At 49.2% G+C, this 22240-nt stretch carries 21 protein-coding genes; 17 read left to right on the top strand and 4 right to left on the bottom strand.

What is annotated here, in order from left to right:
- Positions 1 to 24: 24 nt before the first annotated feature.
- From SY83_RS02730 to SY83_RS02690, 9 genes are read left to right on the top strand one after another with little or no spacing between them, the layout of a single operon-like run.
- The gene (locus tag SY83_RS02730) at positions 25 to 1521 is read left to right on the top strand and encodes a flippase (protein WP_068604034.1); all 1497 of its coding nucleotides are present in this window, start codon (positions 25 to 27) and stop codon (positions 1519 to 1521) included.
- Complete coding sequence (locus SY83_RS02725) at positions 1518 to 2933, top strand: O-antigen ligase family protein (RefSeq protein WP_068604032.1); 1416 nt, start codon at positions 1518 to 1520, stop codon at positions 2931 to 2933. Before SY83_RS02730 ends, SY83_RS02725 begins: the two co-directional genes overlap by 4 nt.
- The gene (locus tag SY83_RS02720) at positions 2923 to 3861 is read left to right on the top strand and encodes a glycosyltransferase family 2 protein (RefSeq protein WP_082882268.1); all 939 of its coding nucleotides are present in this window, start codon (positions 2923 to 2925) and stop codon (positions 3859 to 3861) included. Before SY83_RS02725 ends, SY83_RS02720 begins: the two co-directional genes overlap by 11 nt.
- Complete coding sequence (locus tag SY83_RS02715; protein WP_197479947.1) at positions 3816 to 4934, top strand: glycosyltransferase family 4 protein; 1119 nt, start codon at positions 3816 to 3818, stop codon at positions 4932 to 4934. Before SY83_RS02720 ends, SY83_RS02715 begins: the two co-directional genes overlap by 46 nt.
- A 10-nt stretch (positions 4935 to 4944) precedes the next feature.
- Positions 4945 to 5952, top strand: a complete 1008-nt coding sequence (locus SY83_RS02710; RefSeq protein WP_082882267.1) for an NAD-dependent epimerase — start codon at positions 4945 to 4947, stop codon at positions 5950 to 5952.
- Positions 5953 to 6007: 55 nt separating this feature from the next.
- Positions 6008 to 7171 (top strand): glycosyltransferase family 4 protein, encoded by a 1164-nt coding sequence (locus tag SY83_RS02705; protein WP_068604023.1) that lies wholly within the window; start codon positions 6008 to 6010, stop codon positions 7169 to 7171.
- Between the two features lies 1 nt (position 7172).
- A complete protein-coding gene (locus tag SY83_RS02700) occupies positions 7173 to 7784 on the top strand; it encodes a sugar transferase (RefSeq protein ID WP_068604022.1) in 612 nt (203 codons plus the stop codon).
- Positions 7781 to 8446 carry an acetyltransferase gene (locus SY83_RS02695; RefSeq protein ID WP_068604020.1) on the top strand — a complete coding sequence of 222 codons (666 nt, stop codon included), beginning with the start codon at positions 7781 to 7783 and terminating at the stop codon, positions 8444 to 8446. The genes SY83_RS02700 and SY83_RS02695 overlap by 4 nt, the downstream gene beginning before the upstream one ends.
- Entirely contained in the window at positions 8439 to 9608 is a 1170-nt protein-coding gene (locus tag SY83_RS02690) for a DegT/DnrJ/EryC1/StrS family aminotransferase (protein ID WP_068604018.1), read from the top strand. Before SY83_RS02695 ends, SY83_RS02690 begins: the two co-directional genes overlap by 8 nt.
- Here the strand turns inward: SY83_RS02690 and SY83_RS02685 are convergent.
- The 3 genes from SY83_RS02685 to SY83_RS02675 are packed head-to-tail and all read right to left on the bottom strand — an operon-like array spanning position 9592 to position 11549.
- Positions 9592 to 10233, bottom strand: a complete 642-nt coding sequence (locus tag SY83_RS02685) for a CpsD/CapB family tyrosine-protein kinase (RefSeq protein ID WP_068604016.1) — start codon at positions 10231 to 10233, stop codon at positions 9592 to 9594. The two genes, SY83_RS02690 and SY83_RS02685, sit on opposite strands and share 17 nt — an antisense overlap.
- 11 nt (positions 10234 to 10244) lie before the next feature.
- Positions 10245 to 10949 carry a YveK family protein gene (locus SY83_RS02680; protein WP_068604014.1) on the bottom strand — a complete coding sequence of 235 codons (705 nt, stop codon included), beginning with the start codon at positions 10947 to 10949 and terminating at the stop codon, positions 10245 to 10247.
- 27 nt (positions 10950 to 10976) lie between these two features.
- Entirely contained in the window at positions 10977 to 11549 is a 573-nt protein-coding gene (locus SY83_RS02675; protein WP_068604012.1) for a hypothetical protein, read from the bottom strand.
- A 189-nt stretch (positions 11550 to 11738) separates the two neighbouring features.
- Between SY83_RS02675 and SY83_RS02670 the strand changes: the two genes are divergently transcribed.
- The 6 genes from SY83_RS02670 to SY83_RS02645 all read left to right on the top strand — a co-directional run bounded on the left by SY83_RS02670 (position 11739) and on the right by SY83_RS02645 (position 19251).
- Positions 11739 to 12560, top strand: a complete 822-nt coding sequence (locus tag SY83_RS02670) for a sulfite exporter TauE/SafE family protein (RefSeq protein WP_068604010.1) — start codon at positions 11739 to 11741, stop codon at positions 12558 to 12560.
- Between the two features lie 97 nt (positions 12561 to 12657).
- Positions 12658 to 13521 carry an inositol monophosphatase family protein gene (locus SY83_RS02665; RefSeq protein WP_068604008.1) on the top strand — a complete coding sequence of 288 codons (864 nt, stop codon included), beginning with the start codon at positions 12658 to 12660 and terminating at the stop codon, positions 13519 to 13521.
- A 92-nt stretch (positions 13522 to 13613) separates the two neighbouring features.
- Positions 13614 to 14552 (top strand): DMT family transporter, encoded by a 939-nt coding sequence (locus SY83_RS02660; protein WP_231891360.1) that lies wholly within the window; start codon positions 13614 to 13616, stop codon positions 14550 to 14552.
- A 26-nt stretch (positions 14553 to 14578) separates the two neighbouring features.
- Complete coding sequence (locus tag SY83_RS02655) at positions 14579 to 15460, top strand: AraC family transcriptional regulator (RefSeq protein ID WP_068604005.1); 882 nt, start codon at positions 14579 to 14581, stop codon at positions 15458 to 15460.
- A gap of 164 nt (positions 15461 to 15624) precedes the next feature.
- Positions 15625 to 17790 (top strand): glucosidase family protein, encoded by a 2166-nt coding sequence (locus SY83_RS02650; RefSeq protein WP_068604004.1) that lies wholly within the window; start codon positions 15625 to 15627, stop codon positions 17788 to 17790.
- A gap of 33 nt (positions 17791 to 17823) precedes the next feature.
- Positions 17824 to 19251, top strand: coding sequence for an ADP-ribosylglycohydrolase family protein (locus SY83_RS02645; RefSeq protein WP_068604001.1), 1428 nt, complete (start codon positions 17824 to 17826; stop codon positions 19249 to 19251).
- A gap of 72 nt (positions 19252 to 19323) precedes the next feature.
- Here the strand turns inward: SY83_RS02645 and SY83_RS02640 are convergent, their stop codons facing one another.
- Positions 19324 to 20637, bottom strand: coding sequence for a glutamate-1-semialdehyde 2,1-aminomutase (locus SY83_RS02640; RefSeq protein ID WP_068604000.1), 1314 nt, complete (start codon positions 20635 to 20637; stop codon positions 19324 to 19326).
- A gap of 138 nt (positions 20638 to 20775) precedes the next feature.
- Here SY83_RS02640 and SY83_RS02635 point away from each other — a divergent pair, with 138 nt between their 5' ends.
- Together SY83_RS02635 and SY83_RS02630 are read left to right on the top strand one after the other, a co-directional pair.
- Entirely contained in the window at positions 20776 to 21294 is a 519-nt protein-coding gene (locus SY83_RS02635) for a GNAT family N-acetyltransferase (RefSeq protein ID WP_068603998.1), read from the top strand.
- Between the two features lie 21 nt (positions 21295 to 21315).
- Positions 21316 to 22227, top strand: coding sequence for a LysR family transcriptional regulator (locus SY83_RS02630; protein ID WP_068603996.1), 912 nt, complete (start codon positions 21316 to 21318; stop codon positions 22225 to 22227).
- Positions 22228 to 22240 lie beyond the last annotated feature (13 nt).

The following is a 22240-nucleotide window of genomic DNA, read 5'->3' as shown; positions in this document are numbered from 1 at the left end:
CTCAGGGGGAGAAGGTAAATACATATGAACGAAGTCAACCGACCGAATAACCTGAGTACCCAAACCATAACCAAAAACACGATATATAACTTGTTGGGCATTGGACTTCCGGTACTAGTCGCGATCGGCTCCATTCCGTTGTTGATAGAGAGGATGGGTACGGAGCGTTTTGGACTACTCAGCTTATGTTGGGTGATCATTGGGTATTTCAGTATCTTCGATCTGGGACTGGGCCGAGCGTTAACACGAATCATTGCCGAGAAGCGAGCCTTGAATCACAAGCAGGACATCGCCGAGTTAGCTTCTACAACGACAACGGTCATCCTGTTGCTCGGCTTTACGGGGGCCGCCGTGCTGTTTCTGACGGCTCCCTGGATTGCCAATACGGTCATGCGTTTACCCGATGCCCTAAGAGAAGAAGCGCTCCACAGTATGTATATCCTGTCAGTATCTATTCCGGTTCTAACACTGTCCGCTTCCCTCAAGGGGATCATGGAGGCGTATGAGCGGTTTGATCTCGTCAATGCCATCCGACTTCCGTTGGGGTTAATTACGTTCCTTGGACCGCTGTTCGTGGTGTTTACATACTCCAACCGCTTAGTTGACGTTGTCGGTCTGTTAGTAGCCGTCCGGTTTGGATTTCTTATGGTCCAATACCTGTTATGCCGACGATTGAATGCTCAGATGCTCAACCCTTCCCATATTCGGTTCAGACGGATCAGGGAAGTACTCCATTTTGCCGGGTGGATGACCGTTTCGAATGTGCTAAGCCCTATGATGGTTTACATGGACAGGTTGTTAATGGGCGGTTTAACCTCAATCGCTGCAGTGGCCTACTACGCCACACCCTATGAGATGGTAACCAAGATACTTATGATTCCAAGCGCGCTGTCCAGTGTACTGTTTCCGGCGTTTAGCGGCATGAAGGGCCATCAGGCGGACAGAATCGGCCCGTTGTATCTCAGAGGTGTGACGGCCGCGATGCTGGCTATGTTTCCGGTGATTTTGACTGTCGTCACTTTTGCCCATGGAATAATGGAGATCTGGCTCAATGTCGAGTTTGCGGATCAAAGTTACCGCGTGATGCAAATTCTGGCCATGGGCGTGTTCCTCAACGGGATCGCCAACATTCCTTACGCGCTTGTGCAGGGGCTAGGAAGGCCTGATCTGACAGCCAAGGCGCATTTGGCGGAGATTATCGGCTATCTTCCGATCTGCTGTATGCTCATCCTAAACTTCGGGGCGGTTGGAGCAGCTATCGCATGGTTGCTGAGGGTAGGCACGGACTTGATGCTCCTGCAGGGCTTTGTGCTTAGATTGGCGGGACCTGTCGAGGGAATCCGCTCATTTTACATCACTCTGTTCATCCTACTGGGATTCTTCACTCTGTTCATGTTGGAGTTGCACAGCGGGGTGAAAGTCTCTCTCTACATACTGATTCTCATGATTTATGCTGTCATGGTTATTCCTTATGTTCGCAAGGCACGTAGAATTCCTGCGAACGAGGGGGCTACGGGATGAAGCTAGCCGGGAGTGGGGCGCTGTCTTCTTCCAGGATCATCTCCGTGAAGTGGCTTTATATCGCCGGTCCGTTCCTGGGCTTGCTTTCGGTGAACCTGGTTACTTCGGTCTTGTGGCTTGCGGGTGTACTGTTGCTGTTATCCTTATTTTACCGGGAAACGTTTACGGGAGTTACGCTCTTGCTCATTCCGTTCTTTTCGATATTTAAAATTTATTACAGTGTAGGTCTGAGTCTCAATGAACTCATGGTCATCTATGCGTTTATCATGCTCCTCTGGTTTGAACAGGATAAACAGACTTCAACTTCAGGTAATACCTTCATTATCATGTTGTTTGTATTCTCCACGTCATCCCTGATCTTTAATGCGAATGTGGACCCTTCGGTCATGGTGAAAGAGTGGATCAAAAGTATTGTATATTTCATGACGTTTTACATCGGTCTGTTCTATGTAACTCATGAGGCTCGATTAAGGAAAGTCATTCTGCTATTGCTAGTTTCAGCCATCGTGACCGCGTATAACGGAGTTCTTCAGTATGTTGTGGGCACAAGTATAGCGGCATTGCAACCATGGGGACCGAGCTTTGAGTATACGATTGGCAAAATAAGAGTCTATTCAACCTTCGATAACCCGATTTACTTCGGAGCATATTTAATTATTATGATTGGTATTGCAATCGGTATGCTCTTCTACAACCCGGATCGTAAACTGAAATGGACATTGTGCCTGTTTTTGATTGGAGCTCTGCCTTCTCTTGTGTTCACCTACTCCAGAGGGGCGTGGATCGGCCTTGGGATCAGCTTTATTACCCTGATTTTCTTCGGTACTAAGCCACGGGTGAAATGGATGGGCATCGGCATTGTCGTGCTCCTTGCGGTTGCCTTCCCTTTACTTCCGGACATCTTCCAGAACAGGCTGCAGCAAACGACCGATTTCGGAGACCGCAGCGTCATTCAGCGTTTCTATGTATATGACACAGCGCTCCAGATGATTAAGGAGAACCTGTTCTTCGGCGTCGGTCCCGGCCGGTTTAAATATGAATACCCGGCTTATATGAAATCCTATGCAAGCCAAGATGCCACCACGTTTACCGCGGAGAACACGTTTCTTGAGCTGTTTGTGGAGAATGGCCTCATCTTCTTCCTGACTTATATTTCTATCTGGATCCTCTTCTTCTATAACACGTACTATGTATTTACCAGAACGGCATCTTCGCTCGTCAAAGGATACAGCTTCGGCAGCGCCATTGGCATGTTGGGGTTCCTGATCGACAACATGTTCGCTCAGATGTCCAGTACGCCCATTGTATTAACATATTGGTTGTTATTCGGCATCTCTTACGCTAACAAAATTAGGTTGGATCGCGACACGGCTTTACGACCGGCAAAGGACAGAGGATATTATGGGCATTGACATTGTAATTGTGAATTGGAACGCAGGCGCTCAAATCTACGACTGTATCCAGTCGATCTTCCGGCATGATGCCGGCCGTAAACAAGTGCAGAACGTCACGGTCGTGGATAACCACTCCACCGATGACTCGCTGGAGCGTCTCGGTTCCCTTCCTTATCGGCTTCAGATCGTACGCAATACCGTTAACGCCGGGTTTGGCGCGGCATGTAATCAAGGCGCCGCTTCAGGAAGCGGCGACTACCTGTTGTTTCTGAATCCCGACACGATATTAAATGCGGATACGTTGGACAAGGTAACTCAATTCCTTGACGCAACAACGGAACCTGTCGGTGTGGTCGGTGTTCAATTGAGAAATGAGCAGGGGAAGGTTTCACATACCTGTGCCCGCTTTCCCACCTTCGCATCGATGGGGGTAAAGATTCTGGGTTTAGACAAGTTGCTTCCCGGCAAGTTTCATCATTACCTGATGACGGAATGGCCTCATGATACCAACAGACGCGTGGATCATATTATGGGGGCGTTCTATCTGGTGCCCAGACCGTTGTTTCATCAATTAAACGGATTTGACGAACAATTCTTTGTGTATCTGGAAGATGTGGATTTCTCCAAGCGCGTAGCGGATGCGGGCTATGCGAGTTACTTTCTGGCGGATGCGAACGCTTATCATAAAGGCGGGGGGACCTCGGAGCAGGTGAAGGCCACCCGGTTGATGTATTCGTTGCGGAGTCGGATTCGGTATGTATTTAAACATTTTGCCATAGGACAAGCCATCTTCATTACGGTCGGCACGTTAGTTGGGGAACCCCTCATTCGTTGCTTTCACGCATTGATTAAGGGATCATGGACCACGGTACGAGAAACGACGGAAGCTTATATCAGGCTGTGGAAGAGAGTTCCGGGAATGGCGAGGGGACAATGGAGAAGTTAAACGTACTGTTCCTGACAAAATATGGCGAACAAGCCGCCAGCAGCCGGTATCGGACCTTTCAGTATCTGGACGATCTCAAGAAGAACGGGATTGAAGCGACCATCAGCCCGCTGATGAGTAATGGGTATATTCATAGGCTATATGCCGGTCAATCCGTTACGCTGGAGCGTATGAGAGGTTACTTTAAGCGCATCACCATGTTGTTGCGGTCCCGTTCCTATGATCTGATATGGATTGAGAAAGAAGCGTTACCGTGGATTCCTCACCCCATTGAACAAATGTTACTGAACGGGCGTACGCCTTATATTTTGGACTATGATGATGCCATATTTCACAACTACGACCATCACCCCAAGAAGTGGGTCCGAACCTTGTTATCGCGTAAAATTCCGCAGCTCATGAAGAAGGCAGCGCTCGTGGTGGCGGGTAATCCTTATCTTGCGGCATTCGCCGAACAATCAGGCGGGCGCAGTCACATCCTACCTACGGTTATTAATCTGGATAAATATCCTGTGGAAAGGAAAAGTTCCTCGGAGACTCTGACCATAGGCTGGATTGGCAGTCCGTCCACAACGAAGTATCTCTATCCTTACGTGGATCTTTTGGACAAGTTGTGTGATCGGTATGGTTCCAAAGTGAGACTGGTCGGAGCTAAACCCGCCATACCTTTACCTGATTGTTTTGAGGTCATCCCTTGGTCGGAGGAAACGGAAATTTCCGAATTGATTCATATGGATATCGGCATCATGCCGCTGGAAAATAACCCGTGGGAACAAGGGAAATGCGGTTTTAAGCTGATACAGTATATGGGATGTTTCCTTCCTGTGGTGGCATCACCCGTTGGCGTGAACAAGGACATCGTAAGTCATGGGGAGAACGGTTTTCTGGCTTCATCCCCGGATGAGTGGGAACATGCATTAAGGCAATTGCTTCAGAGCGGCCCGATGCGTCATACTATGGGTATCCTTGGAAGAGCCAGGGTGGAGCAGAGCTACGCTTTAACGCAAACCTCGGCATCTCTCTTGGAACTGATAAGGAATGTCGCCAAAGAGGATTGCCGGGCAAGCCAATAAGGAGGTTCTTATGAGCAAAATAATGTTCGTTACAGGATGTGCCGGATTTATCGGATATCATCTGTCCTTACGACTGTTGAAGGACGGTCATCATGTCATTGGTATTGATAACTTGAACGATTATTACGATGTGAATCTCAAGAAGGCCAGATTAAATGAATTATTCCCGTTTTCTGATTTTACATTTATGGAATTGTCCCTGGAGGATCGGGAAGGGTTGGAATCTGTTCTGGCCGATCATCCGGTCCATACCGTATTTCACCTTGCGGCCCAAGCCGGGGTCAGATACAGTCTGGAAAATCCGAGGGCGTATGTCGATTCGAATATAGTAGGGTTTCTGAACATTCTGGAAGCCTGCCGGTCGCATGGTTTACCCCATCTGATCTATGCTTCCTCCAGCTCCGTGTACGGCGCGAACGAACAATTGCCTTTCCGAGTGCAAGACCATGTGGATCATCCCGTGAGCCTGTACGCCGCGACGAAGAAAGCCAACGAGCTCATGGCGCACTCCTACAGCCATCTATACGGATTACCGACGACGGGACTGCGTTTCTTTACAGTCTACGGACCTTGGGGCAGGCCCGATATGGCGCCGTTCCTATTTGCTAAAGCGATCGTTACGGGGGAGACGCTAAAGGTATTTAACCATGGCAACATGCGCAGGGACTTTACTTATATTGATGACATCATTGAATCCATGGTACGTCTGTTGGCGAAGAAGCCTGCCCCCAACCCGGAGGACGACGGAACACATCCCGGCACAAGCAAGGCGCCTTATCGCATCTACAATATCGGGAACCATCAACCGGTCCGCCTCATGGATTTCATCGAAACGTTGGAACGCAAACTGGGCAAACAGGCGAACAAGGAGTTTCTTCCGATGCAAAATGGCGATGTAACCGATACGTTTGCCGATGTGGAAGAGCTTATCCGCGAAATCGATTTCCAGCCGGGAACAACACTCGAAGACGGGATCGGCAAATTCGTAGAATGGTACAAATCGTATTACACAACTTGACCAAGAGCAAGAAGAGCAAGTCAGAGGCTACACCTACGCTAAGGGGATACAAGAAATGCGAAAAGCGAAGATACTACAAGTTTGTGCGATTGATGTTTCTACAGATGCTTTACTGAAGCCGATGGTCTTGAAATCGATGGAAGCCGGATTTAAGGTACACAACGCTTGTAACGACACCGGGAAGTTTGCCGCTCTGCGCCAGGAAGGCTTGGAAATGCGCGAAATCCCTTTTGAAAGGAAAATATTCTCGCTCCTTAATATCAAAGCAACCTACCAACTCTACAAACTCATTCGCAAAGAGCGTTATGAAGTGGTACACGTACATACACCAGTGGCTGCCGTATTGGGGAGGATCGCATCCAAACTTGCCGGCGTACGTCATATTCTATATACAGCCCACGGCTTTTATTTTCATGAGGGGATGTCCAAATCCACCTACACCTTCTTCTTTCAACTGGAGAAATGGATGGCGAGATTCTGCACCAACTGGCTTCTGTTGCAAAGCGAAGAGGATTATGAGTTATGCAAGAGAAGCCGTTTCATGCGTGAAGAACGAATCATTCATCTTAGTAACGGGGTAGATCTGTTTGGCAAATTTAATAGAGCTTTGGTCGATCCGGAGGCACAGAAGGAACTTCGCGCCGAGCTGCGAATTGAACCGGGCGATATCGTCATTACATTCATAGGCAGACTTGTGCGTGAAAAAGGTATCTTTGAAATCACCGAGGCATTCAAAAGACTCTACGAGCATAATCCGAGAGTGAAGCTGATTCTGATCGGGGAATTATTTAAGGGCGAGCCCGATCAGGAAAGCATCCATTTGTTAAGGGAGCAAATGGAGCATCCCGGGATTATGCCGGTCGGTTACCGGAAGGATATTGTTGAAATCATGTCGGTATCGGACATCTTTACATTACCCTCCTATCGCGAAGGGCTGCCGCGTTCGATTATTGAAGCCATGGCTATGGAACTCCCCGTGGTGGCGACAAACATCCGGGGCTGCCGGGAAGAAGTATTCAACGGGATGAATGGATACTTGGTGGAGGCGCGAAACGCGGATGCCTTATATGAAAAGCTGCACCTGCTGACTGAAGACAAGGATATGCGGATCAGATATGGGAAGAAGGGACGGGAAATCGCTGTGGAACGATTCAATGAACAGGAAGTGATTCGCAAGCAGTTGTCTCTGTTCAACTCTCTGACCAAAGAGTCTTCATAGGATGAAACGGATAATAGACTTGAGTGTAGCGCTTGTGATTCTGTTGTTGGCCATGCCGTTAATGGTGTTTGTAGCTCTGTTGATTCGTTATCGCTTAGGTTCGCCGGTGCTGTATAAACAACAACGCCCCGGCAGGTACGGAAAACCGTTCGGGCTTTACAAGTTTCGCTCGATGAGCGACAACAAGGATGCTTCGGGCATACTGCTTCCCGATGAGCTCCGTCTGACTTCGTTCGGGAAATTTATACGGTCTACCAGTATCGATGAATTGCCGCAATTTATAAATATTCTTAAAGGGGACTTAAGTCTGGTAGGACCCCGCCCCCTTCTTATGGAATACTTAAGTTTATACACCAAGGAGCAGCACCGGAGACATGATGTGAAGCCAGGCATTACAGGCTGGGCACAAATTAACGGAAGGAACGGGCTGACGTGGGAAACGAAGTTTGAACACGACCTTTGGTATGTGGATCATCACTCCTTGAAGCTTGATTTCTATATTATGTTGCGAACGATAAACATTGTGGTAAGAAGAGAGAATGTGGCTAACGAAACCCATGTAACCATGCCCAAATTTACAGGGAATGCAAACAGGCTGGAGCGTGACCTATGAAACCATTGATTATAATAGGTGCAGGAGGACAAGCGAGGGAGACGGCTCAATGGGTTGAAGATGTAAACCAAACCCTTCAAGAACCATGGGCGTTGTTAGGATTCGCTGACGATCATGCCGCAAATGAACATATGAACATATTGGGAAACGTGGATGAAGTCTGTGCCAACGTGGATGAGAACGTGTATTTCATCTGTGCCATCGGCAATTCGGCGGTTCGTCAGAATCTGGTAGAGCGCATGGAATCCATACGGCCCGCATGCAAGTTTGCGACGATTATCCATCCCAGTGCGGTCGTAGCGGGCTCCGCTAAGATTGGCTCCGGATGCTTGGTCGCCCCGCATACGGTCATCAGTACAGATGTCCGACTGGACCGGCATGTGCTGATTAATTACGGAAGCACCATCGGACATGACAGCCTTATTCATGATTATGCTTCGATCATGCCGGGAACCTCGGTTTCCGGTCAGGTCACAGTAGAGGCGTTAGCGGAGCTTGGTGCAGGCTCCGTCATTCTTCCGGGACTGACCGTCCATGAGGGGGCTGTCATCGGAGCGGGAGCTGTCGTGACCACACCCATCCCGGCTCATTCCATAGCTGTCGGGGTACCGGCCAAGGTCATCAAGACTCGGCAAGAGAATGGGAGGAAAGCGGATGCATGAGAACCGGATTTACTTATCGGCTCCCCATATGAGCGGATATGAAGAGGCGTTCGTGCAAAAGGCATTTGCTACGAATTGGATCTCTACGGTCGGTCCACAGTTAAACGCGTTTGAACAAGCGGTTGCGGAGTATGCAGGTGCCGCGGGGGCCGTTGCTTTAAACTCAGGCACATCGGCTATACATCTGGCGCTAAGGTTAGCGGACGTACAAGCCGGGGATACCGTGTTCTGTTCCAGTCTTACGTTTGTCGCAAGCGCCAATCCTATTGTTCAATTAGGCGCAACTCCCGTCTTTATCGACTCCGATCCGGAATCGTGGAATATGTCCATAGTTGCGCTTGAGGAAGCGTTATATGATGCGTACCGAGCAGGCGTCTTGCCTAAAGCGGTGGTAGTGGTGAACCTATATGGGCAGAGTGCGGATTATGATCCCATTCTGGAGCTTTGTAACCGGTACGGAGTTTCTGTTATTGAAGATGCGGCTGAGTCTCTGGGCGCTCACTACAAAGGAAAAGCCAGCGGTACCTTGGGGCGATACGGCATCTATTCCTTCAACGGCAATAAGATTATAACCACCTCAGGCGGAGGCATGCTGGTATCGGATCGCTTGGAGGACCTGGAGAAAGCCCGGTTCTGGGCTACACAAGCCAGAGAGCAATGTCTTCATTATGAGCACAAGGAATCAGGTTACAATTACAGAATGAGCAATGTGTTGGCGGGGGTAGGTCAAGGTCAACTGAAAGTGCTGGATGATCGTGTCGCGCGCAAAAGGGAGATTTTCGAGTCTTACCGACAAGCCTTGGGCAAGTTGGACGGCTTCATATTTATGCCCGAATGTTCCTATGGGCGGAGCACCCGCTGGCTGACTACGCTGACCATCGATCCCGAAGCATGCGGATTAACCGCGCTTGATTTCGTTCATGCGCTGGCTGAACTCCATATTGAGTCCAGACCTGTTTGGAAACCGCTTCATGCGCAACCTTTATTCGAAGGATGCCGCTATTACCGTCATGGACAGACCGGAACATCGGATCGGCTTTATCACACAGGCTTGTGCCTCCCTTCCGGGACGGGGATGACCGATGCGGATATGGAGCGGGTTATCGAAAGCATGAAGACCATATATAAGAGGCGGAGAAGCGAGATTAAGAGCGGTCGTTAAGGATAGCGCCCAATACTTTAGGACGGAAAGGCTCAAGAAACTGTTGAGCCTTTATTAGTTGTTCTTTGTGGGTGACCTGACTTCTGATGACGAGAACGATGCCGTCGGCTACCTGAGCCAGCAACTGAGCATCGGAAACGGTTAATAAAGAGGGAGCATCAACAAGGATAATGTCATAGGCATCTTTAAGCAGGGAAAGGGTTTCTTCTAACCGAGGCGAGCCTAACAACTCGGCGGCATTGGGCTGGATCGGACCTGCGGTCAGAACGGACAGATTAGGAATCTGTGTTGACTGCACGGATTCTTCAGGGTTGGAATAACCCAATAATATAGAGCTCAGCCCTGTACGGTTATTTAACGCGAATAAGGAATGTAGATGGGGCCGACGCAAATCGCCGTCCAGCAACAGAACCGCTTTATGATCCTGGGCAAACAACCTTCCCAGATTCGCTATAATGGAAGTCTTGCCTTCACCGGGAATAGAGCTGCAGAATAACAGAACCTTACGGCTCTGATCTTCGGCGGCGAATTTAATGGCGGTGCGTATGGTCCGGTAAGCTTCCGTAATAGGTGTTTCGTAATCGTTGGGGTGAAGCGAACTTGATAGTGTATTGTTTCGTCTCATGAGGGCTCCTGTTAGCGATGCATGGTTTGATTACGGGTGGATTTCGGATAGGAAGGCACAGAACCCAGAAGCGGATAACTTAATAAGTCCTTTAAATCATCTTCACTCTTAATTCTGGAATCCATGACATAGCTGAGCCAAATGAACGCAACGGATGTGGACAAGCCCAGGAACACCGAGGCCGCCATGTTTAGAATAAAGTTAGGACTTACAGGAGAAGGGTTGTCTCTCAGTTCGGCTTCATCTAAAATCTGTACATTATCCACCGACATAATGTCTTGCAGATTATCTTTAAAGGTTAATGCTATGTAGTTCGTTAAGTCGGTTGCCGCTTTATAGTCATGGAACCGGACAGAGATCGTAATGACCTGGGAATTCACATTCGTGGTAATTTGAGTTAAACTCGCCAGTTCTTCCGGTGTCAAACCATGGCCGTACCATTGGGTGACAGGTTTCAAAATCCGGTTGCTCTTAAGAATGTCCTTGTACGTACCCAACAGTTTCTCATAAAGGAGAATATCATCGAAACGAAGAGCGCTGTCGGTTGAATTACTCTGTTCATTTACGAGTAGGGTACAGCTATTAGAGTATATAGGCGTAATGTGGAACATAGTGATATACGCGGATGTTAATGAACTTATAACGGTCACAAGAACGATGAGCCCGAGTCGCTTTCTAATCAGGGCCAGAAATTCACTTACTTGAATAGCTTTCATAACTCTCTCCCGATCACAACATGCTGTTTAGAAAAAATAAGTAAAAAAGCTTTGGATATATTGAGTGGCTGTACGAAAGGAGAGCATTCGGTCATTGCTGTGCCTGTTCGCTCTTGGAGGTAAAGGCAAACGGTTAGAGGCGGATCCCGTGCTAACCGTCGGCTCCTCTTGGAACACCTGGTTCTCGGTAACCGGTTCATTGGAAGGAAAGTTGTTAGAATTCGCCTCAACGGGCTCTTGGGAAACTGCAACCCAAGCCAGGGCGCCAGTTTGAATGCTGTCCGTGCCGAGGTTATGATGCTTCAATAAGCGGGTATAACTCTCGCGCTTGCAATATATATAATGGTTGCCCCGGTTATGATCAACAATCAATAGCAGATCCCCTCCGTGGCTTACGGAGATATGATAGAGCGTCTCTTCCCGTGAACGTATACGTTTCATCGATAATACCGATTCTACAGGTACCCGGATCTCGCAATGGAAATCAGCCAGAAATAAATAAAATTCATGAGGCTCATCCAGACGGGAGAATACTAATTCAGAGATGTAAATACGCTCTTCTCTATAACGTTCAATCAGTCGCTTATAGTTTCCGAACATGTCCACACCCCATTCCTAGTTTCTGGAATAAACATTAAGCAATTCACTAAATTTTACTAACTATTATTATATCATAGGCACAAAACAGCGGTATAGGCTTTAAGATACGGATATACTGTAAAATTCAGCCGCGCAAACCCTTGCTATGGTACTATAAACATAATCATTCATCCCGAAAGAAGGTCCCTCATGCTTACCATACTGCTCCTGTTACTTATCGGCATCCTATCAGCGACGTTTGGCAGTGTTGTGGGGCTGGGCGGGGGAATCATTACAGTGCCGGCGCTCATGTATTTGGGCCCCTCACTGCTGAATCGCGCTTATACGGCAACCGAAGCCGTGGGCACCTCCCTGACGGTGCTGATTATCACCGCCTTATCATCGACACTGGTATTTCGCAAACAGAAGAAAATCGACTATAAGGGCGGTTGGCTCTACTTTGCGGCAAGCGGACCGGCATCCATGGTGGGTGCGGCTTTGACCGGCGTGCTGAATCCCGATCGGTTTCAATTAATTTTCGGTTTTTTTATGCTGACTATGGCAGGACTGCTCATCGCCAGGGATTACATCAAGCCTTTGGACATTCACTGGAGCATTAAGAGATCGTTTACGGATGCCCAAAATCATACGTACACCTACGGTTATTCCGTGGCTGCCGCTCTGATTCTGGGATTCTTCGTAGGGTTGGTCTCGGGCCTGTTCGGAATCGGCGGCGGTTCTTTATTCGTGCCGGTCATGGTAATCCTGTTCGGGTACCCGGCTCATATTGCCACGGCCACATCCATGTTCGTCATCTTCTTCTCCTCCATTCTGGGCAGCTCCGTGCACATGTTTAACGGGGACGTGGATTGGCTGAGCGTAGCCGCGCTTGCACCGGGGGCATGGCTTGGAGGGAAGCTGGGCGCATGGATTGCTGGAAAGATGAGCGGCAAAGGACTCCTATGGATATTGCGGATATCCATGCTGGGTGTTGCGGCCAAAACGATCGCGGAAGGCTTGAATTGGGCTTAATTTCCAGTTTAAAGCATCCGATATATATAGAAATGAAACGATTTGCTGTTTGAGGCGTATACATTACGATGTAAAACTTGTGGAAGGGGGAATGTAAATGATACCTGTAGGGGATCAGAAGGCCGTACCTTATGTAGTCGGCAGCAAGAGCTATACGGCGGTTGCGGTTAACTGCGCGGCCAAAGCCGGAGAATGGATCAAGAGCAAGCTGGGCACATACACCCATTTAGATACGAAATACTCACGGCAGGATCTGGTTACGGAAATGGATAAGGGGGCCGAAGCGCTGATTCGCAACCTGGTGTTGACACACTTTCCCGATCACGCTTTTCTTGGCGAGGAGGGGGTGGAGGCGGGACCGGAAGCTTCAAGGAAAGCTTTGGAGAAGGTAAGCGCCGCGGAATATTTATGGATTGTCGATCCCATTGACGGTACAACCAACTACGTTCACCAATTTCCGTTCTACTCGGTCTCCATCGCGCTTGCCCATAAAGGCGAAGTCATTGTAGGCGTGATTTATGATCCTTCAAGAGATGAATTATTTGTGGCGGAGAAAGGCAAGGGAGCTTATCTTCGTAATCGGACGTTAGCTGTTTCAGAGGAAACAACGCTCAGTGACAGCTTACTTGCAACCGGATTTCCGGCGGACCCTGTCACAGCCTATCCGGCGAACATGGCGCAATTGCAAGCGGTGGCCCCGCAAGTCCGTAACATCCGGGCGGGAGGATCGGCCGCTTTGCACTTGGCTTATGTAGCTGCCGGACGATTAAGCGGGTTCTGGGAGATGAATCTAAGCAGCTGGGATCTGGCTGCCGGTACGCTGCTCATCCAGGAAGCGGGCGGCAAGGTGACCGATATTGAGGGCAATCCGTACCATCTCGGCGTACGTAACATTCTGACCACGAATGGCCGCATTCATGACTCGTTATCACAAGCCCTTCAGGATGCAACGAAATCCTAATTTTATATAATGTGAAGCGTTCATCTCCCCGATGAGCGCTTTTTTTAGTACAATAGTGGAATCTAAGTGATCTGAAGGAGAAAGCGCACATTTTGAAACCTAATTCTATACCTCAGTCCAGATTAAATCCTCTACTTTTAATGTTCATATTGGCCGTAGCTATTATTGCCATTTCCTTTTCTTCCATTTTTGTAAAATGGTCCGCCGCGCCGGTAGCCATCATGGCGATGTACCGTCTGTGGATGACGAATGTGCTGATGCTCCCTTTTGTATGGAGGAAAGGTTCGGAAATGTTCACTCTCGGAGGGAAAGCGACCGGTTTGTTGGTTGGATCCGGCGCCGCGTTGGGTCTTCATTTTCTGCTATGGATGGAATCGCTTCGATATACCTCAGTCGCCTCGTCTACCGCCTTTATGGCTTTGGAGCCGGTCATGGTGATGCTGGGTTCGTACTGGGCATTTCAACAACGGTCTTCCTTATCCCGAATCATAGGGATGGCTGTTGCTGTCGTTGGCGCGATTGCCATCGGTTGGGGGGATTGGGGACTGTCTCCCCAGGCACTCCAAGGTGACTTGCTGTCCGTGCTCGGAACGGCGGCTGTCGCGCTGCATATGATTCTGGGGCAAAGCTTGCGTTCCAAGCTGTCTTCTGTAAGCTACAGTTTTGCTGTGTTTGCGGTGGCGGGCGGAGTGCTGGCGCTCTACAGCCTGATACAGGGTTACGCCTTCTTTGGATATAAGGCGGTCGACTGGGGCGTATTCGCCCTTTTGGCTGTAGTTCCGACGATTTTGGGACATTACATCTTTAATTGGCTGCTGAAATATATGGATGCCACATCAGTGTCCATGTCCGTTCTGGGAGAGCCGATCGGGGCGACGATTCTGGCGTATTTCCTGCTGGGCGAAGCGTTGACCGCTATTCAACTGGGTGCGGGTGTTTTATTGATCGGCGGCGTTTGGTTGTTTATCCGCAGTAACGGACAACAGGCGGTACCGCATGAGGTTGACGCAGTAACGAAGGAGAGCGCTTAAGCTCCAAGCACAAGGAGGGAGATAACATGATTAGACAAACTCATCTGACGTCGTCCGAACTGGACGAATGTTTCTGGGGGACTGAGCTTCAATGCATCTATATGCATTTGGCGGAAGCCAAGGATCGGTGGGAATGTGAGATGCATACCCATGAGGAGTTGGAAATCGGCTATGTCTTTCAAGGAACGGGCATTTATCAGATCGGCGGAGAGACTTATGAGGCCCATGCCGGTGATCTGTTTGTCATCCCTCCCGGCACACCTCACTTTGAAACACACGATGCGGATGTTCCGTTTGAGTTAATGTTTCTAATGATCCGACATGATGGAGCGGGAGCAGAACGATTAAATGCGTTTACGAAGGAGTGGAAGGGCCGGCATTCATTTCATCGACATTCAAGAATCCAAACTAGGTTTGAGGACATTTGTCGGGAAATTGTGGCCCAGCAGGCAGGATATTTGTCAGTAATCGACGGAATTCTTCGCGAAATTTATATTAAGTTATATCGTAAAGTAAATGATAACCCGTCGAAACAAATCCCCGCGAGTTGGAACAAATCAGAACGTAACCGTCAAGTGTTATCCGAAATTGAGCGGTATGTAGAGGCGCATATTTCCAATTCAATTACCGTAGAGTTGGTGGCACAGCATTTCTTTTATCATCCTAAATATTTATCTCGTTTGTATAAGGAAGAGAAAGGGGAAACATTAGCGGAATTGATATCCAGCATTAGACTGCGAAAGGCCAAATTATTACTGGCGGATACAATCATTCCCATTGAACAAATGGCTGATCTGTTGGGGCTGTCCAGCATTCAATATGTTTATAAATGGTTTAAGAAGGAGATGGGTATTACGCCGTTGGAGTATCGAATGCAGATAAGCTTGGCGCCCAAAGAACCATTATAAGGCATGATATGACCACCGGGATCCTGTAATCAACAGGGTCCTTTTTTTTGTTCCGATATGATAATAACTTCTGCCTTTTGCGTACTGTGTTCCTGCACGTCTTCTTGTACATTGATAACAGAGATACGAATTAACGCAGAAGCGTGAAGAAGGGATGTAGAATAATGAGTCGTCTAAAGGATTTGCTGGATTCGCACCCGAATTGGATTCCGCCGAGATCCGATCAGCACACGGTCATTGGATTGCCGCACAGTCGTGATCATAGGAAGACGTTTGTCGAGCCTGGAGGCAGTTTCTCTCCCGGTGCCGGCACATTCGGAGTAAGCCTGTGGATATACGACCCTATGGCCGACAAATTACATGCCCCGGAGGAATTCTCCCTGGATCGGCTGCATTGGGCGTGGGAAGATGGTTATTTGCCAATTCTCAACAGTACATGGAAAGCCGCGGGCATCCAAGTTCAGCAACAGCTATTTGCGGAGAGCGTGTATGATTTGCAAAATATCGTTAATACGTTGAAAATTCACGTGACGAACAAGGGTGAAGCGGTCTCGAAAGTTTCTATGTTTGTTGTGCTGCGTTGCTACGGCCCGGCAGGCGGCCAAATCAGAAGCATGGCTATGAACATGAAGGGCCGAGCGGATATAAACGGTTACACCGTGATGCTGGCTGACCAGCCCCCGATAGACATAGGTACCAGCGGATTTGATCGGGATGGTAAGGAGATTTCGGAATTCCTCCGCGGAGGAACGCTTCCGGTTGAAGACCGGGTTGAGGACTCACAAGGCTTGTGCAGCGGCGCATTTAGGTATTCACTTGAATTAAAACCCGGGGAAGAGAAGGAGTTTGAATTTAATTTCTTTGTGCATCCGATGGAATACGATTACCTTTCACGTTTTGAACAGTACCATGAACAGCCGTATGAACTGAAGCTTGGGAAAGTAAAGCAATATTGGGAAGCTAACTTGAAGAAGGTTACGGTTCAACTTCCAGATGCTCGTTACACTAACGCGTACTATTCTATTTTGGCACAAATGTTGATTGCATGCGTGGATCATGATGCCCGAATCGCTACGATTACTTATCCGTTATTCTGGTTAAGGGACTGCGTGTATATAGTGAATGCCTTGGATAAAGCAGGTTTCCACGATGAAGTAAGAATACAATTGGAACGTATGAAGGATCGAATCTTCGCGGGAGGATTCGGTGCGGAAGGGGACGCTTTCGGAGAGGGAATTTGGCCGTACTATACGCATTATCTGCTAAGGGGGGACAGGGTATGGCTGGAAGAAGTCTATCCTTCGTTACGTGAGCGAGCCGAATGGATTGTCAAGCTTAGGAAAACAACCGAGTATCACTATTATGATGTGGAAATGCGTTTGCCGAATCAAAGAAGTTCTGCCAATATGGATTTGGTTTGCGAGCCTGCCAAAGACGGATTAATTCAAGGACGGATGGATGGACATATTCCAGTCATATGGGTAAACGGGTTTGCTCATCTCGGACTTAAGGCAATCAGCGAATTGGCAGAGGCATTAGGTTTGAAAGATGACGGCGCGCGATACAAGGAAGAGGCAATTCAGATTCAGGAAGCGCTGCGCGAATATGGACGTTCTGCTTTCGGAGACAATGAGCGCGATGTCACGTGCGCGATTTGGCCAACCCAAGCCTTCTCGCCTGACGACGTGTTTGTGCAGGAGAAATTTGAATCCTGGTGGCAGAAAAACCGTTTGCAAGGGAAAGCCGCCTATAATCCGGAACCGTTATGGAAATATTTTGAACTAGGTCAGGCGCATAATTATCTGCTTTTAGGTGATGCGGAGAAGGCGCTGCAGACAGTCCATTATTATTTGGAGCACCATTATGTGAATAATTTATTCGGTTGGCTCGAAGACAATCATGATGTAGCCGAGTTTTGGAGCACCATTGAAGGTTGGTACAAGTTGCCTTCCCGTCATCCGCACGGATGGGTATCGTCAGAACTTTTCTTGCTGCTCCGTGATCTGATCCTGTATGAGAAAGATCGGACGCTTATCGTGGGGGAAGGGGTTCCTCCTGAATGGATGGAGCTTACGTCTCCGATTGAAGTGTTAAAAATGCCAACAAGCTTCGGACCGGTCGATGTTCAAATTCATTGCGTTGATGAAGGTAAAGTTGAACTCTTCATTCATTTTCATGAGAAGGGCCGTTTGCCGGAGGAGATTGATGTGAGGCTTCCTTGGAAACAGGTTGAGATGGATACGAGTATCGGACTTAAACACCGAGAGTCGTTCATCATTGGGGCTCAACACTACAGAGATCACGGTGATGTAAAAATTACGGTTCAATAACATTAACTATATATTTCATAGGAGGCGTTACTATTGTTAATCCCATATTCTGAGCTTCGCAAAACATGCTCCAATCGAATCTCCATGCTTGAAACCCAAGGTCATGAAATACTAGGCTTGCAGGAGAAGCTTGACCAAATACCCGACAGTTACGATGCATTACTCGAATTTGGAAATTCAATCATCGACGTACCGATGCGCGGAGACTTTCCATATCATGAACCAAACCATCTGGAAGAAATCCGGGAGGAACGACCGCTGAACCGAGAGGACGAAGCAACACTTTATATTAATGAGATGGAAATACGGGATAAGATCTATGGCGGCGTATATGGAAAAATGTTGGGGTGCATTCTAGGCAAGCCATTGGAGATGGGCTGGACTTTAAAGGACATCCGCTCTTACCTGGAAGGGGTTGACGCATGGCCGTTGCGGGATTTCGTCCCTGCCTATAGCCCTAGTCAAGTAAGCCCGGTACGCCGTGATTGCATGGAAAGTACGAAGGGTTTCGTGACCCATGTGCAGGCTGACGATGATTTGAACTATATGGTGTTGGGATTAAAAGTGCTGGAGCAATACGGCGCGGCATTTCGGACACAAGATATGGCCTCATTGTGGAAGGAGAATATCCCTTACGGCTGGAACTGGGGGCCGGAGCATACGCGATACTGCCTATTAACCAATTTATGGTGGAACCATTACAACAGTTTGCCTGTAGGGAAGGAATGGGATCAATTTGTAGCTTTGTTTAACGACGGCGAGGAGTTGATCGGCGCGATGATTCGGGGGGATTCCTTCGGTCTTGTGAATCCCGGAAGGATGGCATTGGCGGCAGATATGGCCTGGCGGGACGGGCGCCTTACGCATGCCAAGACAGGCTTGTACGCCGAAATGTGGGTTGCGGCTTCCCTTGCCGCAGCATTTCATGAACAAGACCCGGTTAAGGTCGTGCAAGCAGGCATCAATCAATTACCGCGGCATTCCCGGTATGCAGCTTGTATGAGAGAGGCTTTGGAATGGTCCATAGAAGAGAAGGATTGGCATAAAGTGTACGACAGAATTGATCAAAAATGGGGATATCTTGGCTTTAACGGCACATTTAACGAAAGCTGTTCTGTCGTCAATTCCTTGGTTCATGGGGTCGATTCGTATGGACACGTTGATTTCGAAAAAATAATATGCACACAGGTTATGCAGGGATGGGACTGTGACAGTGCGGGAGCAACCGCAGGTTGTTTGGCAGGCGTCATGGCCGGATACCGCAATATTCCTGATAAATGGCTAAAGCCGGTCAACGATACGTTCTATACTACAGTTGCCGGTGAGAAAGAGACCCGAATTAGCGCGTTTGCCGAACGAATGTACCAGATGAGCCGTATTGTGCGCGCCTCCGTTCCAAAGGATGCCGTACGTGAAAGAAGCGTGCAAGGGGATACCCAGAATTTCACGGTGAAAGCCTAGTCGAATAGGCAGAGTTTAACTAGAAAAGCGAGTCCCGAAGTTTAAACAAACCCGGAGACTCGCTTTTTTTTGTTATCCTCGCATCGAAGCAAACGCCTGATCCGCCGCTTCCAGCGTGTAATCAATGTCCGCATCCGTATGCGCCGTGGTCAGGAACCACGCCTCATACTTCGACGGGGCGAGGCACACGCCCCGCTCCAGCATCGCCCGGAAGAAGCGGGCGAACTGCTCCCCGTCGGAAGCCTGCGCTTCCTCGTAGTTCGTGACGCTGCCTGCGCAGAAGTGCGTCGAGAACGCGCCGCCGATGCGGTTGACCGTCAGCGGCACATCATGCCGGCGCGCAGACTCCGCGATGCCGCCGGCCAACCGCGCGGCCAACGCTTCCATCGCGTCGTACACGCCCGGATGCCCCAGCACCTCCAGGCAGGCGATGCCCGCCGAGATGGAGGCCGGGTTGCCGGCCATCGTGCCTGCTTGGTACGCGGGGCCGAGCGGCGCCACTTGCTCCATCACGTGCTTCTTGCCGCCGTAAGCGCCGATCGGCAGTCCGCCGCCGATGATCTTGCCGAGCGCGGTAAGATCCGGCTCGATCGCGGCGAAATCGCTGAACGCCGCGGCATAGGTTTGCGTTGTGCCGTAATGGAAGCGGAACGCGCTGATCACTTCATCGTAGATGACAAGTGAGCCGTTATCACGCGCCAGCCGGCACAGCCCCTCGAGGTAACCGACGTGGGGCATGACCATGCCGAAGTTGCCGACGATCGGCTCGACCATCACCGCGGCAATGTCGTCGCCCCAGCGCTCAAGCGCTTCGCGGAGCGCGTCCAGGTCATTGAAGGGCACCGTAATGACCTCCTGGGCGATGCTTGGCGGGATCCCCGCGGAGTCGGGGATGCCCAGCGTGGACGGGCCGGAGCCCGCGGCGACGAGCACCAGGTCCGAGTGGCCGTGGTAACACCCGGCAAACTTGATGATCTTGTGCCGCTTCGTATAGGCGCGGGCCACGCGGATTGTGGTCATGACGGCCTCCGTGCCGGAGTTGACGAAGCGGACCTTGTCCATGGACGGGACGGCGTCCTTCAGCATCCGCGCGAACACGACTTCGAGTTCCGTCGGCGTGCCGTACAACGTCCCGTTCTGCGCCGCGCGCACGATCGCTTCCGTAACATGCGGATGCGCGTGTCCTGTAATAATCGGCCCGTAAGCGGCGAGATAATCAATGTATTTGTTGTCGTCCACGTCCCAGAAGTGGGCGCCTTGGGCGCGTTTCATAAAGACGGGGGCGCCGCCGCCCACCGCCTTGAAGGAACGGGAAGGGGAATTAACCCCGCCGACGATATGTTCCAATGCCTGTGAATACAGTTTTTCCGATTGCGTGCGAATCATTGTGACAACATCCTTCCTCTGACCTGCTGTATTTCATTGTATCAAAAAGAACAGTCCTCTCCCACCGCGCCATACCAATTAGCAAAAAATGCTATAATGAGGTGCATTTTAGTCACTTCATATAAGGAGAGTGCCTTCATGAATGAGAGAATTTCTATAAAGCAACTTTCAGAGATGAATGAAGTAAAGATGTTGAATACGGAATTTGCAAAATATTATCCATGGTTCACGCAAAGCAGGTATCACGAGAGTTGCCTAGAAGAAAATCAGAATGGCACAAGAGTAACCCTATTAGCTTATTATGACGGAATTCTGGCAGGTTGCTGTCATTTACTTTACATATCGAAGTATCCTCATTTTGTATCAAGGGAAATTCCCGAGATTAACGATTTAAACGTGTTTCCCCAGTACAGAAATAAACGAATAGCATCAGCACTTTTTGATAGATTAGAAGGTATTGCGGCAGAGAATTCAAGTTATGTTGGGCTAGGTGTAGGGCTTTATAAAGATTACGGCAATGCGCAAAGAATGTACGGTCAAAGAGGTTATGTCTTGGATGGTGAGGGGCTGATGTATGGAAATAATGCAGTCCGACCGGGAGAGACAGTAAGGGTGGATGATGAATTGTTGTTGTATTTAATAAAACAGTTAATTTAGATCGCCAAAGGGGGATATCCAATGACGCTGCAACAGCTCAAATATGTGATCGAGGTCGCGAACAGAGGATCCATCAACGAGGCATCCAAGCGGCTGTTTATTTCCCAACCCAGTCTGTCCAACTCCATCAAGGATCTGGAAGTGGAGCTGCGCATTACGATTTTTGACCGCACGAATAAAGGGATTTCGCTCTCCAAGGAGGGTGTGGAATTTCTAAGCTACGCGCGTCAGGTCGTCGAACAGGCAGAGCTGCTGGAAAGCCGTTACCTTAATGCCAAGCCCTCAGCGCAGCATTTTTCCGTATCTACACAACATTATGCGTTCGCGGTGAACGCCTTTGTAAATTTGGTGCGGGATCACGGCCAAGACGAATATGAGTTTGCATTGCGGGAGACGAAGACCTACGAAATCATTGAGGATGTCAAAAGTTTACGCAGTGAAATCGGCATCCTCTACCTGAATGAGTTTAATGAGAAAGTAATCAACAAGCTGCTGCGCACCGAGAATCTGCAATTCACCCCCTTATTTACGGCCAAACCGCATATATTCATCAGCATCCGCAATCCGCTCGCGAAGCAATCCGTGGTGACCATCGAGCAGCTCGAGGATTATCCTTATCTCTCTTTTGACCAAGGAGACTTCAATTCCTTTCATTTTTCGGAGGAAATTCTCAGCACATTAACCCATCGGAAAAGCATTCGTGTCAACGACCGGGCGACGCTGTTTAACCTGCTCATCGGCGTGAACGGGTACACGATTTCCACAGGGGTGCTAAGCGCGGATCTGAATGGCAATGAGATTATTCCGGTTCCTCTGGATTGCAATGAAACGATTCATGTCGGGTGGATTTCCCATCGCAATGCCTCGCTTTCCAAGCTGGGTCTGGCGTATATTGAGGAGCTTCATCAGGTTTTGCATCCCGCTTTGGTATAGTCTGAAGCTATAA

This window comes from Paenibacillus swuensis, from assembly GCF_001644605.1.
Lineage (GTDB): Bacteria > Bacillota > Bacilli > Paenibacillales > DY6 > Paenibacillus_N > Paenibacillus_N swuensis.
Note: the sequence above shows the minus strand (reverse complement) of the source record. Positions and strands in the feature narration are given on the sequence as shown.

Coding starts and splice junctions, on each gene's coding strand:
- SY83_RS02710 (WP_082882267.1), top strand. CDS start 4,945: ATGAGCAAAATAATGTTCGTTACAGGATGTGCCGGATTTATCGGATAT.
- SY83_RS02725 (WP_068604032.1), top strand. CDS start 1,518: ATGAAGCTAGCCGGGAGTGGGGCGCTGTCTTCTTCCAGGATCATCTCC.
- SY83_RS02685 (WP_068604016.1), bottom strand. CDS start 10,233: ATGAGACGAAACAATACACTATCAAGTTCGCTTCACCCCAACGATTAC.
- SY83_RS02700 (WP_068604022.1), top strand. CDS start 7,173: ATGAAACGGATAATAGACTTGAGTGTAGCGCTTGTGATTCTGTTGTTG.
- SY83_RS02670 (WP_068604010.1), top strand. CDS start 11,739: ATGCTTACCATACTGCTCCTGTTACTTATCGGCATCCTATCAGCGACG.
- SY83_RS02705 (WP_068604023.1), top strand. CDS start 6,008: ATGCGAAAAGCGAAGATACTACAAGTTTGTGCGATTGATGTTTCTACA.
- SY83_RS02630 (WP_068603996.1), top strand. CDS start 21,316: ATGACGCTGCAACAGCTCAAATATGTGATCGAGGTCGCGAACAGAGGA.
- SY83_RS02680 (WP_068604014.1), bottom strand. CDS start 10,949: ATGAAAGCTATTCAAGTAAGTGAATTTCTGGCCCTGATTAGAAAGCGA.
- SY83_RS02665 (WP_068604008.1), top strand. CDS start 12,658: ATGATACCTGTAGGGGATCAGAAGGCCGTACCTTATGTAGTCGGCAGC.
- SY83_RS02730 (WP_068604034.1), top strand. CDS start 25: ATGAACGAAGTCAACCGACCGAATAACCTGAGTACCCAAACCATAACC.
- SY83_RS02655 (WP_068604005.1), top strand. CDS start 14,579: ATGATTAGACAAACTCATCTGACGTCGTCCGAACTGGACGAATGTTTC.
- SY83_RS02675 (WP_068604012.1), bottom strand. CDS start 11,549: ATGTTCGGAAACTATAAGCGACTGATTGAACGTTATAGAGAAGAGCGT.
- SY83_RS02695 (WP_068604020.1), top strand. CDS start 7,781: ATGAAACCATTGATTATAATAGGTGCAGGAGGACAAGCGAGGGAGACG.
- SY83_RS02720 (WP_082882268.1), top strand. CDS start 2,923: ATGGGCATTGACATTGTAATTGTGAATTGGAACGCAGGCGCTCAAATC.
- SY83_RS02635 (WP_068603998.1), top strand. CDS start 20,776: ATGAATGAGAGAATTTCTATAAAGCAACTTTCAGAGATGAATGAAGTA.
- SY83_RS02650 (WP_068604004.1), top strand. CDS start 15,625: ATGAGTCGTCTAAAGGATTTGCTGGATTCGCACCCGAATTGGATTCCG.
- SY83_RS02690 (WP_068604018.1), top strand. CDS start 8,439: ATGCATGAGAACCGGATTTACTTATCGGCTCCCCATATGAGCGGATAT.
- SY83_RS02640 (WP_068604000.1), bottom strand. CDS start 20,637: ATGATTCGCACGCAATCGGAAAAACTGTATTCACAGGCATTGGAACAT.